The sequence below is a fragment of the Pseudomonas umsongensis genome (assembly GCF_012647205.1).
GTDB classification, from domain to species: domain Bacteria; phylum Pseudomonadota; class Gammaproteobacteria; order Pseudomonadales; family Pseudomonadaceae; genus Aquipseudomonas; species Aquipseudomonas umsongensis.
In genome coordinates, this window is sequence record NZ_CP051487.1 from 4,515,526 (window position 1) to 4,529,471 (window position 13,946).

The 13,946-nt window shown below is 60.8% G+C and carries 10 protein-coding genes; 4 read left to right on the plus strand and 6 right to left on the minus strand.

Annotated elements, in window-relative coordinates; genetic code table 11:
• The first annotated feature begins 27 nt into the window (after nt 1-27).
• Nucleotides 28-1,860, plus strand: a complete 1,833-nt coding sequence (locus HGP31_RS20365; RefSeq protein WP_042955948.1) for a sigma-54-dependent Fis family transcriptional regulator — start codon at nt 28-30, stop codon at nt 1,858-1,860.
• 229 nt (nt 1,861-2,089) lie between these two features.
• Here the strand turns inward: HGP31_RS20365 and cysS are convergent, their stop codons facing one another.
• The gene (cysS, locus tag HGP31_RS20370; protein ID WP_020801184.1) at nt 2,090-3,472 is read right to left on the minus strand and encodes a cysteine--tRNA ligase; all 1,383 of its coding nucleotides are present in this window, start codon (nt 3,470-3,472) and stop codon (nt 2,090-2,092) included.
• Nucleotides 3,473-3,486: 14 nt separating this feature from the next.
• Entirely contained in the window at nt 3,487-5,184 is a 1,698-nt protein-coding gene (locus HGP31_RS20375; protein WP_020801185.1) for a glutamine--tRNA ligase/YqeY domain fusion protein, read from the minus strand.
• A 251-nt stretch (nt 5,185-5,435) separates the two neighbouring features.
• Between HGP31_RS20375 and HGP31_RS20380 the strand changes: the two genes are divergently transcribed.
• Both HGP31_RS20380 and lpxH read left to right on the plus strand, forming a co-directional pair.
• Nucleotides 5,436-5,939, plus strand: coding sequence for a peptidylprolyl isomerase (locus tag HGP31_RS20380; RefSeq protein WP_020801186.1), 504 nt, complete (start codon nt 5,436-5,438; stop codon nt 5,937-5,939).
• Nucleotides 5,936-6,664, plus strand: coding sequence for a UDP-2,3-diacylglucosamine diphosphatase (gene lpxH, locus HGP31_RS20385; protein WP_033045694.1), 729 nt, complete (start codon nt 5,936-5,938; stop codon nt 6,662-6,664). Before HGP31_RS20380 ends, lpxH begins: the two co-directional genes overlap by 4 nt.
• Before the next feature lie 125 nt (nt 6,665-6,789).
• On the opposite strand, the gene HGP31_RS20390 is transcribed toward lpxH, so the two are convergent.
• From HGP31_RS20390 to HGP31_RS20405, 4 genes are all read right to left on the minus strand, one after another.
• Nucleotides 6,790-8,319, minus strand: coding sequence for a DHA2 family efflux MFS transporter permease subunit (locus tag HGP31_RS20390; protein WP_020801188.1), 1,530 nt, complete (start codon nt 8,317-8,319; stop codon nt 6,790-6,792).
• Between the two features lie 168 nt (nt 8,320-8,487).
• The gene (locus HGP31_RS20395) at nt 8,488-9,690 is read right to left on the minus strand and encodes an HlyD/EmrA/EmrK family protein (RefSeq protein ID WP_168758539.1); all 1,203 of its coding nucleotides are present in this window, start codon (nt 9,688-9,690) and stop codon (nt 8,488-8,490) included.
• A gap of 15 nt (nt 9,691-9,705) precedes the next feature.
• Complete coding sequence (locus HGP31_RS20400) at nt 9,706-11,175, minus strand: efflux transporter outer membrane subunit (protein WP_168758540.1); 1,470 nt, start codon at nt 11,173-11,175, stop codon at nt 9,706-9,708.
• A complete protein-coding gene (locus HGP31_RS20405; protein ID WP_020801191.1) occupies nt 11,172-11,645 on the minus strand; it encodes a MarR family winged helix-turn-helix transcriptional regulator in 474 nt (157 codons plus the stop codon). The genes HGP31_RS20400 and HGP31_RS20405 overlap by 4 nt, the downstream gene beginning before the upstream one ends.
• A gap of 245 nt (nt 11,646-11,890) precedes the next feature.
• Here HGP31_RS20405 and zapE point away from each other — a divergent pair, with 245 nt between their 5' ends.
• Nucleotides 11,891-13,021 carry a cell division protein ZapE gene (gene zapE, locus HGP31_RS20410; RefSeq protein WP_168758541.1) on the plus strand — a complete coding sequence of 377 codons (1,131 nt, stop codon included), beginning with the start codon at nt 11,891-11,893 and terminating at the stop codon, nt 13,019-13,021.
• The last annotated feature ends 925 nt before the right edge of the window (nt 13,022-13,946 follow it).

Here is a 13,946-nt window from a genome sequence, read left to right on the forward strand (position 1 = left end):
AAAATGCTGATTCAGAGACTGACTGCCATGGTCACATCCGCCTCGCCGCTGACCCACGACGCCATCATCCAGGACTCCTGGAAACGTTGTCGCGCCTTCGGCCTCAACCATCAGAGCACCCCGGCCTTCGATCAACTGCCCGCCGAAGGCATCAAGCAATTGCTGGAGAGCCAGCATTCCCTGGTGCAGACCACCCATCAGGAAGTCCTGCCGTACTACGAAAACATCCTCAGTAACTCCAACTGCCTGATCATGCTCGCCGACAATCAGGGCCAGGTGCTGACATCCTGGGGCACCCAACGGTTTATCGAACCGAGCCTGACCCGTGGCTTCAGCGCTGGTGCCAGCTGGATGGAGCGCTGCAGCGGGACCAATGCGATCGGTACCGCGCTGGCTTGCGAACAGGCGGTGCACATCGAGCACGATGAGCACTTTCTCAAGGCCAACCGTTTCATGACCGGCTCCGCCGCGCCGATTTTCGATGCCGAGCGCAAGGTCATCGCCGTGCTGGATGTGTCCAGCGACAGCTACCTGCCGCCCTCCCATACCCTGGGCATGGTCAAGATGATGAGCCAGACCGTGGAAAACCGGCTGATTCTCAACCTGTTCCACGGCCAGCATTTTCAACTGACGTTTAACACCGGCCTGAACAATCTCGACAGCCAGTGGGCCGGGTTGCTGATCTTCGATGAGAGTGGCCAGGTGCTGTCCGCCAATCGTCGCGCCGACAACCTGCTGGGCGTGAGCTTGTCGCGGGTCAGTGTCGAGAGTCTGTTCAAGGTTTCCTTGCTGGAGCTGCTCAATCAACCCGAAGGCTTGCCCTTCTCGCTTCAGACTTGCGGGCGCAATCGATTCCAGTGCCTGTTGAAGCGGCCAAAGATGGCACCTGTTCAAGCGCGGGTGTTCACCGAACCCAGCGTCACGGCGCCCGCCGCCATCAGCCTCAACACCCTGCATTTTGGCGACAGCCGCGTGGAAAAAGCCGTGCGCCAGGCCGAGCGCCTGCTGGAAAAGGACATTCCGTTGTTGATTCATGGCGAAACCGGGGTCGGCAAGGAAGTGTTCGTCAAAGCCCTGCATCAGGCCAGCTCGCGCAACAAACAGGCGTTCATCGCCGTGAACTGTGCGGCCATTCCCGCCGAACTGGTGGAGTCTGAGCTGTTCGGCTATGAAAAAGGCGCGTTCACCGGCGCCAACCAGAAAGGCAGCATCGGCCTGATCCGCAAGGCCGACAAAGGCACGCTGTTCCTCGATGAAATCGGCGACATGCCGCTGCCAACCCAGGCGCGCTTGCTGCGTGTGCTGCAGGAGCGTTGTGTGCAACCGGTGGGCAGCAGCGAGTTGTTCCCGGTGGACATTCGCATCATTTCGGCGACCAACCGCTCGTTGCGCGAGCAGGTACAACTGGGGCGCTTTCGCGAGGACTTGTACTACCGCATTGGTGGCCTGACCCTGGAACTGCCGCCATTGAGGGAGCGCAGTGATAAAGAGGCGCTGTTCAAACGCTTGTGGGAACAGCATCGTGAACCCTCGCAATGGGCGGGATTGAGTCGCGAGGTGCTGGAACTGTTCAGCCGTCACCCTTGGCCGGGGAATTTAAGGCAAGTCAGCAGCGTGATGCAGGTGGCGCTGGCCATGGCCGAGGAACAACCGGTGCGGCCGGAGCATTTGCCGGATGATTTTTTTGTCGATCTGGAGATGGAACCAGTGGAGACGCCAGAGCCGTTGGCGGTGGATCTTGATGATGCCGAGGATTTGAACCGGCAGTTGCAGGCGGTGGGGGGGAATATTTCGCATCTGGCACGGCGGTTGGGGGTTAGTCGCAATACCCTTTACAAGCGACTTCGCCAGGCGGAGTAATTCGCAATCCACCCTGGCAGTGCTCGGCTTGAGACCTTCGCGAGCAGGCTCGCTCCCACAGAGGATCTGCCTCGCACACAAAACTCAAACATCACAAAAATTGATCGTTCCCACGCGCCGCAAAGGAATGCCTCAACGGACGCTCTGCGTTCGGCTTTTGATTTGGGACGCGGAGCGTCCCGGGCTGCATTCCCACGCAGAGCGTGGGAACGATCATCCGGTGCAGCAATCAGTCAGCCAGACGCCAGGTCGTGCCGCCCTTGCCGTCTTCCAGCACCACGCCCATGGCAGTGAGCTGGTCGCGGATACGGTCGGATTCGGCCCAGTCCTTGCCGGCACGCGCCGCCAGGCGCGCAGCAATCAGCGCCTCGACTTCAGCTGCATCCACACGCCCTTCGGCGCCGGCTTGCAGGAAGTCATCGGCTTCAAGCTGCAACACGCCCAACACGCTGGCCAGTTCTTTCAAACGCGCAGCCAGGCCGGCCGCTGCGTTCAGATCGCTCTCGCGCAAGCGGTTGATCTCGCGCACCATCTCGAACAGCACCGCACAGGCTTCCGGCGTGCCGAAGTCGTCGTTCATCACCTGGGTGAAACGCTCGACGAAGGCTTCGCCACCGGCCGGCGCCACGCTCGGCAGGCCTTTCAATGCATGGTAGAAACGCTCCAGAGCGCCCTTGGCGTCCTTGAGGTTGTCTTCCGAATAGTTGATGGCACTGCGGTAGTGGCTCGACACCAGCAGGTAACGCACGACTTCCGGGTGGTACTTATCGAGCACGTCGCGAATGGTGAAGAAGTTGTTCAAGGACTTGGACATCTTCTCGCCATTGATGCGGATCATGCCGCAATGCATCCACGCGTTGGCGTAGGTCTTGCCGGTGGCCGCTTCGCTCTGGGCGATTTCGTTTTCGTGGTGCGGGAACTCCAGGTCACTGCCGCCGCCATGAATGTCGAAGGTTTCACCCAGGCAGCAGGTGGACATCACCGAGCACTCGATGTGCCAGCCCGGACGCCCGGCGCCCCATGGCGACTCCCAGCTCGGCTCGCCCGGCTTGGCGGCTTTCCACAGCACGAAGTCCAGCGGGTCCTGCTTGGACTCGTCGACTTCGATGCGTGCGCCGATGCGCAAGTCTTCGATTTTCTTGCGCGACAGCTTGCCGTAGCCCATGAACTTGCCGACGCGGTAGTACACGTCGCCATTGCCCGGGGCGTAGGCGTAACCCTTGTCGATCAGGGTCTGGATCATCGCGTGCATGCCCGGGATGTGATCCGTGGCACGCGGCTCCATGTCCGGCTTCTTGATGTTCAGGCGCGCTTCGTCTTCGTGCATCGCCGCGATCATGCGCTCGGTCAACGCTTCGAACGACTCGCCGTTCTCGTTGGCCCGATTGATGATCTTGTCGTCAATGTCGGTGATGTTGCGCACATAAGTCAGGTCGTAGCCGCTAAAACGCAACCAGCGGGTCACCAGGTCGAAGGCGACCATGCTACGGCCGTGGCCGAGGTGGCAGTAGTCGTACACGGTCATGCCGCACACGTACATGCGCACCTTGTTGCCATCAAGCGGCTTGAAGACTTCTTTGCTCTTGGTGAGCGTGTTGTAGATCGTAAGCACGTTATTTCCTTGAATCACTGGCCCCACGAATCACGCAGGGTCACGGTACGGTTGAACACCGGATGACCGGGTTTCGAGTCCTTGATATCCGCGACGAAGTAACCTTCGCGCTCGAACTGGAAACGGTCTTCCGGCTGTGCGTTGCCAAGCGAAGGCTCGGCACGACAACCGGTGAGTACCTGCAGCGAGTCAGGGTTGATGTTGTCCAGGAAACTGGCGCTGTCTTCGGCCTTCTCCGGGTTGGGAGAACGGAACAGGCGATCGTACAGGCGCACTTCGCACTCGACGCTGGCAGCGGCCGGCACCCAGTGCACAACGCCCTTGACCTTGCGGCCCTCAGGGTTCTTGCCCAGGGTGTCCGGATCGTACGAGCAACGCAGTTCGACGATGTTGCCATCGGCGTCCTTGATCGCTTCGTCGGCACGGATCACGTAGCTGCCGCGCAGGCGCACTTCGCCGTTCGGCTCCAGGCGCTTGTAGCCTTTTGGCGGCTCTTCCATGAAGTCTTCACGGTCGATGTAGAGCTCACGGGCGAATGGCAGGACGCGCACACCCATGTCTTCTTTAGGGTGGCATGCCAGTTCAAGGTTCTCGACCTGGCCTTCCGGGTAGTTGGTGATCACGACTTTCAGCGGACGCAGCACGCACATGGCACGCGGGGCACTGTGGTCGAGGTCGTCACGGATGCTGAATTCGAGCATGCCGAAATCGACCACGCCGTCGGAACGGTTGGTGCCGATCATTTCGCAGAAGTTGCGAATCGATTTTGGTGTGTAGCCTCGGCGACGGAAGCCCGACAGCGTGGACATGCGTGGATCGTCCCAACCGTTGACGTGCTTTTCATCGACCAGCTGCTTGAGCTTGCGCTTGCTGGTGATGGTGTAGTTCAGGTTCAGGCGGCTGAATTCGTACTGGCGCGGCTTGGCCGGCACCGGCAGGTTCTCCAGGAACCACTCGTACAGCGGACGATGGCTTTCGAATTCCAGGGTGCAGATCGAGTGGGTAATGCCTTCGATGGCGTCCGACTGACCGTGGGTGAAGTCGTAGTTGGGGTAGATGCACCACTTGTCGCCGGTCTGGTGGTGATGAGCGTGGCGGATGCGGTACATGATCGGGTCGCGCAGGTTCATGTTCGGCGAAGCCATGTCGATCTTGGCACGCAGCACGCGTGCGCCGTCCGGGAATTCACCGGCCTTCATGCGGGCGAACAGGTCCAGGTTCTCTTCGACGCTGCGGTCGCGGAACGGGCTGTTCTTGCCTGGCTCGGTCAGGGTGCCACGGTATTCCTTGGCCTGTTCAGGGGTCAGGTCGTCGACATAGGCATTGCCGGACTTGATCAGCTCCACCGCCCAGTCGTGCAATTGGTCGAAATATTGCGAGGCGTAGCGCACTTCGCCGGACCATTCGAAGCCCAGCCATTTGACGTCGCTTTCGATCGCGTCGATGTATTCCTGGTCTTCCTTGGCCGGGTTGGTGTCGTCGAAACGCAGGTGCGTGACGCCGCCGAACTCCTGGGCCAGGCCGAAGTTCACACAGATCGACTTGGCGTGGCCGATGTGCAGGTAGCCGTTGGGTTCAGGCGGGAAACGGGTGACGATTTGCGTGTGCTTGCCCGAGTCCAGGTCTGCCTGGATGATCGGCCGCAGGAAGTTGACCGGCACGGCAGGGCCGGTCTTGGCATTCGAGGTAGGGTCGACAGTGGGCTTGCTCATAGGATCCTTGAACGTACAAGTGCGTGGCCGTAATGAAGGCCGGACAAAACAAAGCCGCTATCATAGCCGATGCCGTCAAGTACCTGACAGAGCGCGCTCTGTAAACCGTCGCATTTAATAGGCTGTAAATGAAAAAACAGCCTCGAAATTCGTGCCTGTCACGCTAAACTGCGCACCTTGGCCAGCGCTGGCCAAACCGGTTGGGGGCCGTACTGCCCCGAAACCCACGAATTCCTTAAAGAGTAGCGATCATGACTCAAGTCAAACTGACCACCAACCACGGCGACATCGTCCTGGACCTGAACGCCGAGAAAGCCCCGATCACCGTGGCCAACTTCATCGAGTACGTTAAAGCCGGTCACTACGAAAACACGGTTTTCCACCGTGTCATCGGTAACTTCATGATCCAGGGCGGCGGTTTCGAGCCTGGCATGAAAGAAAAGAAAGACAAGCGCCCAAGCATCCAGAACGAAGCCGACAACGGTCTTTCCAACGACAAGTACACCGTCGCCATGGCCCGCACCATGGAGCCGCATTCGGCTTCCGCGCAGTTCTTCATCAACGTGGCTGACAACAGCTTCCTCAACCACAGCGGCAAGAACGTGCAGGGCTGGGGCTACGCGGTATTCGGTAAAGTGACCGCCGGCACCGACGTCGTCGACAAGATCAAAGGCGTGGCCACCACTTCCAAGGCCGGCCACCAGGACGTACCGGCAGACGACGTGATCATCGAGAAAGCCGAGATCATTGAGTGATACTGCTGATTTCAGACTTGCATCTGGAAGAGGAGCGCCCGGACATTACCCGGGCGTTTCTGGATTTACTCGCCGGGCGCGCCCGCTCGGCGAGTGCACTGTACATTCTGGGCGACTTTTTCGAGGCGTGGATTGGCGATGACGCCATGACCCCTTTCCAGCGTTCCATCTGCCAGGCCCTGCGCGAATTGAGCGACAGCGGCACGGCCATTTTCCTGATGCACGGCAATCGCGATTTCATGCTGGGCAAGGCGTTCTGCAAACAGGCCGGCTGCACCCTGCTCAAAGATCCGAGTGTCGTGCAGTTCAACGGCGAACCCGTGCTGTTGATGCACGGCGACAGCCTCTGCACCCGCGACGAAGGCTACATGAAGCTGCGGCGCTACCTGCGCAACCCGATCACCCTGTTCATCTTGCGGCATCTGCCGTTAAGCACCCGGCATAAGCTGGCACGCAAGCTGCGCAGTGAAAGCCGGGCGCAGACGCGCATGAAGGCCAATGACATTGTCGATGTCACGCCCGAAGAGATTCCACGGATCATGCAGCAATATGGCGTGAAAACCTTGATCCACGGGCATACCCATCGTCCGGCCATTCACAAGTTGCAGATCGGCGATCTGGCAGCCAGGCGTATCGTGCTGGGGGATTGGGATAAACAGGGTTGGGCGTTGCAGGTCGACGACAGCGGGTTTGCCCTGGCACCGTTTGATTTCCCCTCTTCTTGAGTTGATCGTTCCCACGCTCTGCGTGGGAATGCAGCCCGGGACGCTCCGCGTCCCTTCCAGAGCCGAACGCGGAGCGTCCGTTGAGGCATTCCCACGCAGAGCGTGGGAACGATCTGTCCGCTACATCAATGGCCGGATGCTTCAGGCCCAGCCTTCGCCGCAAACGGCGGTTTCGCCAGCCATACGATCAGGATCAACCCCATGAACGCCCACCCCAGTAACGTGAAGTAGTCCACGGTGGAGAGCATGTACGCCTGGCTGGTCAACACGTGGTCGAGCTGCGCATACGCCGGGTTGCTCGCACCACCCAGTGCATGCAGGGCCTCGCGGGTTGCGGGCTCGTAGGTGCTGATGCTTTCGCTCATGTAGGCATGGTGCTGGTCCGCACGGCGAATCCAGATCCAGGTGGTCAACGACGCGGCGAAGCTGCCGCCCAGGGTCCGCAGGAACGTCGCCAGCCCCGCGCCGTCGGCGATCTGGCTCGGCGGCAGGTCCGACATCAGGATGCTCAGGGTCGGCATGAAGAACAACGCCACGCCAATGCCCATGAACAACTGCACCAGGGCGATGTGCTGGAAGTCCACTTCGCTGGTAAAGCCGGCACGCATGAAACAGCTCAAGCCAATCGCCAGGAATGCCAGGCCCGCCAACAAGCGCAGGTCGAACTTGTGCGCGTATTTGCCGACAAACGGCGACATCAGGACCGGCAGGATGCCAATTGGCGCCACCGCCAGGCCGGCCCAGGTTGCCGTATAACCCATCTGGGTTTGCAACCATTGCGGCAGGATCAGGTTGATCCCGAAGAAACCGGCGTACCCCAACACCAGCACCAGGGTGCCGATGCGGAAGTTGCGGTGGGCGAACAGGCGCAGGTTGACCACCGGGTGTTGGTCGGTCATTTCCCAGATCACGAACACCGCCAGCGCAATCACCGAAATGGCCGCACCGATGAGAATGAAGCTCGATTCGAACCAGTCCAGGTCATTGCCCTTGTCGAGGATCACCTGCAACGCCCCGACGCCGATGACCAGGGTGATCAAACCGACGTAATCCATCGGCTGATGGCTGGTCACCACCGGCCGCGCCTTGAGCTGCGAACGCACGACCATGACCGCGAAGATCCCGATCGGCACGTTGATGAAGAAGATCCACGGCCAACTGTAACTGTCGGTGATCCAGCCGCCGAGGATAGGCCCTGCAATCGGCGCGACCACCGTGACCATCGCCAGCAGCGCCAGGGCCATGCCGCGCCTGGCGGGCGGATAAACGGCGATCAGCAGCGTCTGGGTCATCGGGTACAACGGTCCCGCCACCAGGCCTTGCAGCACCCGAAAGCCGATCAGCTCCGGCATCGATGTGGAAATACCGCAGAGAAATGAGGCCAGCACAAACAGGACGGTCGCCCACAGGAACAGCTTCACCTCGCCGAACCGCCGGCTCAGCCAGCCGGTCAGCGGCAACGCGATGGCGTTGCTCACCGCGAAAGACGTGATGACCCAGGTGCCCTGCTCCGAACTCACCCCCAGGTTGCCGGAAATGGTCGGCAGCGCCACGTTGGCGATCGTGGTGTCGAGCACCTGCATGAAGGTCGCCAGCGACAGGCCGATGGTGCTCAGCACCAGGCTGGGGGGCGTGAATGACGCGTTATTGCTCATCGCGAATCCTTTGATACTCGGCTGACGCCGCTAACCCTGTGGGAGCGAGCCTGCTCGCGAAGCGGCATCCCATCCAACACTAATGTTGACTGACCGGACGCTATCCTCGGAACGCCGCCCGGAGCAGACTCGCTCCCACAGGGGTTGGTGTGATGGCAGATTGGCGAGTCAGCGACGCGCGGTCTTGCTCACCGCGGCGCTGTTGTCGTGGATCAATTGCGTGATCATCGCATCGGCCTCGGTCAACTGGCGGTCATAGATGGCGGTGCTGAACGAAGCCTTTTGCGGCGGCTGCTGCGCCAGCACCGGGCCGCTCTGGTCACGCAGGTTCACATCGACCACGGTCGACAGGCCAACGCGCAGTGGATGCTCGGCCAGCTCCTGGGCGTTGATATGAATCCGCACCGGCACCCGTTGCACGATCTTGATCCAGTTGCCAGTGGCGTTCTGCGCCGGCAGCAAGGCAAACGCGCTGCCCGTGCCAGCGCCAAGGCTGTCGATGTTGCCGCTGTATTTCACGCTGCTGCCGTAGAGATCAGTTTCGATCTCCACCGGCTGGCCGATACGCATGTCACGCAGCTGGGTTTCCTTGAAGTTGGCGTCGATCCACAATTGATCCAGCGGAATCACCGCCATCAGCGCCTCCCCCGGCTGCACTCGCTGGCCCAATTGCACGGTGCGCTTGGCCACGTAGCCGGTGACCGGCGCGATCAGGGTGCTACGGGCGTTGTTGAGGTAGGCCTGACGCAATTGCGCAGCGGCGGCCATCACGTCCGGGTGCGATGAAACCACCGTGTCATCCACCAGTGCGGCGGTGGTCTTGAGCTTTTGTTGGGCGGTGGCCAAGGCGTTTTGCGCCGAGGTCAGGTCATCACGGGCGTGGGACAGTTCCTCTTGGGAAATCGCCCCGCCGACGGCAAGATTTTTCCGTCGGTTAAAGTTGTCCTGGGCTTTTTGCACCTCAGCTTGTTGCGCGTTGACCTGGGCTTTCATGCCGTCGACGTCGCTGTACAGACCGCGAACCTGACGAACAGTCCGGGCCAGATTGGCCTGGGCGCTTTGCAGACCGACTTCGGCGTCGTTCGGGTCGAAGTTCACCAGCACCTGGCCTTCGTGGACCAGGTCGCCATCGTCGGCGCCGATACTGACGACGGTACCGGTAACCAGCGGGGTGATTTCCACCACGTTGCCATTCACATAGGCATCGTCGGTGCTTTCGCTCCAGCGCCCGTAAAATTCGTGATAGGCCCAGACGCCTGCGCTGCCCAGCGCGACCACCACCGCCAGGGCCAGCAGCATGAACTTGCGCTTGCCCGAATCGGGATTGGCCGGGGTGTTTTCAGTGGTTGGCGTTGTATCGGCAGTGGCCATGACAAATTCCTTGAATTATTGGGTCAGCGTGGCTGGCGCGGTATTGGCCGAGGCAATGGCCTCTGGCTGGAAACCGCCGCCCAGCGCCTGTATCAGCTGGATCGACAGGTCGATCTGCTCGGCATTCAGGTTGGCCAATTGGCGCTGGGCCTGGAGCAACTGCTGCTCAATACTGAGCACGTCCAGATAGTTACCGATGCCGGAACCGTAGCGCTGGACCACGGTGTTGTAAGATTCCTGGGCGATGTCGGTGGCGTGTTGCTGGGCCGCGATCTGGCGACCGATGTCACGCAACTGATTGATGCTGTCGCTGACGTCGCCCAGCGCCCTGACCAGGATTTTGTTGTACTGCGCCACCGCCAGGTCGTAGTCGGCGTCGCGGGAATCGAGGTCGGCGCGCAGTCGACCACCGTCGAAAATCGGTACGGAAATCGTCGGTGCGACATTGAAGAAGCGGCTGGCCGAACCAAACATCGCATCGCCCAGCAATGATTCGGCACCGGCCGCGGCGCTGAGGTTCAAGTTTGGATAGAACTGGGTTTTGCCAGCATCGATATTCTTGCTCGCCGCCTCGACCCGCCAGCGCGCAGCCACCAGGTCCGGACGACGTCCGAGCAGTTCGGCTGGCAGCACCGACGGCAGGGCCACGGCACCCGGCTTGAGAATGTTCGGTCGAGCGACTTCGTTGCCGCGATCCGGGCCTTTGCCAAGCAGCACGGCCAGCGCGATCCTGGCGCTTTGCAGGCGCTTCTCGGCATCGATCAAATTGGCTTCGGAGGTGGCTTCCAGGCTTTCGGTCTGCTGGAACTGATACTGGCTGTCGATCCCCGAACTCAGGCGGCGCTGGCTCAGATCAAGCATTTGCCGGGTACGCTTGAGGTCTTCGGCGGACAGGTCATGGACGATGTGCGCCTGCCCCAGATCGCTGTAGGCGCGAGCCACGTCAGCGGACAAGGTCAACTGCGCGGCTTGCTGGTCGACCTCGGCGGCACGGGCCTGCCCCAGCGCCGCTTCCCAGGCATCACGCTGACCGCCCCAGAGGTCGAAGTTGTGATTGAAGATGGCGCTGATGTTGCGCACCGTGGAGTAATTGCCACCCTGCCCCAGTGGGTCCTGGTCCCGGGCCAGACGCGAACGGCTGACGCCGGCGCTGGCATCCAGTGTCGGCATCCGCGCGGCGTCGGCGGCATAGGCCGCGGCGCTGGCCTGATGGGCGCGGGCGTCGGCGATCTGCATGTCGGGGCTGTCGCGCAGGGCTTCGCGGATCAGACCGTCGAGCTGCGGATCGCCGAGACTTTTCCACCAGTCGCTTTTCGGCCAGGCCGCCGGCGACAGCGTCACGCCGCTGAGGGATTGCCCCGCCTTGAGGTTTTTTGCATCAAGGCTGACACCTTCGGTGGTCAGGCCACTGTAACTGGCGCAACCGGCCAGGCCCATGGCCAACAGAAGCAGGCTGACGCCGGTGCGCAAGGTTTTCACGTTCATTGGTCACCTAACCGCTGCAGGGTGATCGAGTCACCGGCCGCTACCAGGATTTTCTTGAGAATGGATTCCAGGGTTTTCAGTTCTTCCGGCGTGATGGCTCCGGCCAGTTCATTCATGGCTTCGGTGCCGATGCCCGGCAGAAGATCGGCCAGTTTCTGGCCCTCGTCGGTCAGCACTAGCTGAATCTGCCGACGGTCTGCCTCGGAGCGCTGGCGGGCGAGGAAACCTTTCTGTTCCAGGCGATCGAGCATGCGCGTCATCGAACCGCTGTCCAGGGACAGGTACCGGCACAGCTCACCCGGCGAATCGACGCCGAACTGGGCCATGATGATCAGCACCTTGAACTGCGCCGCGGTGATGCCGTGGGGTTCCATGTGCGTATCGATGATCCGGTCCTTCAGCAACGCAGCGCGCCCGAGCAGGAGGCCGAGGTGGCAATTATGGAAATCGTCTGGCGTGAAATGCTTCATCTGAATACCGATTAGCTGCCTAGGCAGTGAATGTATGTCGAGATATTACTGCCTAGGCAGCCAATGTCAACGTAATAGTTAGGTTGCTTAGTAATTAGTTGACAAATGGCGTTGGTTATTGAGCGACCGTTTATCGACGTCATCGTCCGCAAACCGACGACACAACTGGAAGCAAAACTACCCAACTGGTTAAACTATGCCGCCGCGGCTCAAGGAGCCTGACTGAAGATCACGGGGACATCACAGTGGCCGCTCGACCACCCAAGCATTCGCGACTCACTCCGCGCTGGCCAGCGTTGCGCCGCCTCTTCGGCAAGATATCGGCCGGGCCTGACCGTCACTGCGCGAATGCGCGGGTAATTCACGACTACTTTCACCACAAGGCCTGCTCTCAGGGCTACACCCTCAGCCATAGCCAGCAACGGGTCATCGACTGCATGGCGCAGCACGCATCAAAACTGTTGGGTACGCCAGGCAAGACACTGCCCGGGCTTTACCTGCATGGTGCAGTTGGCCGTGGCAAGAGTTGGCTGCTCGACGGTTTTTTCCAGGCGATCCCCATTGCCCAGAAGCAGCGCTTGCACTTCCACGGTTTTTTTGCCCGCCTGCACGAGGGCATGTTCAGCCATCGCAACGAACCGGATGCGCTGGCGACCACGCTGGATGAGTTACTGAGCGATTGTCGGGTGCTGTGTTTCGACGAGTTTCACGTCCACGACATCGGCGATGCGATGCTCATCTCGCGACTGTTCAAGGCGCTGTTCCACAGGGGGATCCTGCTACTGGTCACCTCCAATTACCCGCCTGAAGGCCTGCTGCCCAACCCGCTTTACCATGCGCGCTTCAAGCCCGTGATCGACCTGATCAATGCGCGCATGCACGTCATGGAAGTCGGCGGGCCCCACGACTATCGCAGCCAGGCCAGAACCCATGCGCACCAGCTGTTCACCCAGGGCCGATACGTCTGGCCCGCCACGCTGGCGCAACGCCAGGCATCGAACCTGCCGGCGCCGAACGGACCGGCCATTGCCCTGGCCGTCGGCACTCGCCATCTATCGGCCCGCTTCTGCAAAGGACGCGCCGTCGGTTTTACTTTCAGCGACCTGTGCGACCACCCCACAGCGGTCATGGATTACCTGGAGCTGTGTCGCCGCTTCGATCACTGGATCATCGACGAACTGCCCGACCTCGCCGACTGCTCGATTGCCGCGCAGCAGCGATTCATCAACCTGGTCGACGTCTTGTATGACCAGGACAAGCACCTGACATTGCTCGGCCAGCGCTCCCTGCGCGACAGCCTGGGCGGTGACGCTATAGACCTGGCGCGCACGCGTAGTCGGTTGGGGCAATTGGTGGAGGTAAGGGAGGGGGTTTGAGTTGGGGCAACTTGCTGCGGGGTTGAAGAAAAAGATCGCAGCCTGCGGTAGCTCCTGAGCCTCTACCAACGTTGGTCCATGCCGGGTCGAGGCTTGTTGTGGGAGATTGTTTTCTATCCGTTGCTGCGGTAACGCCCACTTATGGTTTCGCTCTTACAGCGACTTCCTTTTTCAAACGCCGGAGTGCCGGCCCAGCAAAAAGGAAGCAAAAGGCTTTGCCCCACCACTCGGTGCCTCGCCTAGGCTCGGCATGCCCTCACTCCGGCATTGCTCCGTGGGTCGCCGCGATGGGCCATCCATGGCCCAGCGCGGCTAAACCGGCATCCATGCCGGTTTACCCACTGCGCAGAACCTCCACTCGGCCTCTCGAGGGGGCAAGAAAATCAAAAGCCAAAGCAACAGCCAAAGCGAGGCGGCCTTAAAGCCGACCTGATTGCAGGCCTGTCTGCGATCCCCCTGTAGGAGCGAGCCTGCTCGCGATGGACTTCCAGGCAACGCGTTCATCCAGACAGGGCGCGTTATCGTTGACGTCCATTGCCAGCAGGCTCGCTCCTACAGGGGATCTGGTACGGCAGCAAAAAGTCAGGTCGGCTTTAAGGCCGCCTCGCTGTTGATTTTGATCTGGGTGCCCCGTTAACCACGATGGCCGAACGCAGGCATTGCGCAGTGGGGAAACCGGCAGGACGCCGGTTTAGCCGCGCTGGGCCATGGATGGCCCATCGCGGCGACCCACGGAGCAGGACCGGAGCGAGGGTATGGCGAGCCTTAGCGAGCCACCGAACGTCAGGGGCAGGAGCCCTTGGTTACTTAGGGCCGGGCGGCGTTCCGTTTTTCCAAGTGACTCGCTGTAAGAGCGAAACCATAAGCGGCCGTTACCGCAGGAATGGATATGTACGCAGTCAACAAAACATAGGTCGGCCTTCTC

Excerpts from the sequence above, each read along its gene's own strand:
- HGP31_RS20365 (WP_042955948.1), top strand. The coding sequence starts at position 28 with ATGGTCACATCCGCCTCGCCGCTGACCCACGACGCCATCATCCAGGAC.
- HGP31_RS20375 (WP_020801185.1), bottom strand. The coding sequence starts at position 5,184 with ATGAGCAAGCCCACTGTCGACCCTACCTCGAATGCCAAGACCGGCCCT.
- HGP31_RS20380 (WP_020801186.1), top strand. The coding sequence starts at position 5,436 with ATGACTCAAGTCAAACTGACCACCAACCACGGCGACATCGTCCTGGAC.
- HGP31_RS20390 (WP_020801188.1), bottom strand. The coding sequence starts at position 8,319 with ATGAGCAATAACGCGTCATTCACGCCCCCCAGCCTGGTGCTGAGCACC.
- HGP31_RS20395 (WP_168758539.1), bottom strand. The coding sequence starts at position 9,690 with ATGGCCACTGCCGATACAACGCCAACCACTGAAAACACCCCGGCCAAT.
- HGP31_RS20400 (WP_168758540.1), bottom strand. The coding sequence starts at position 11,175 with ATGAACGTGAAAACCTTGCGCACCGGCGTCAGCCTGCTTCTGTTGGCC.
- HGP31_RS20405 (WP_020801191.1), bottom strand. The coding sequence starts at position 11,645 with ATGAAGCATTTCACGCCAGACGATTTCCATAATTGCCACCTCGGCCTC.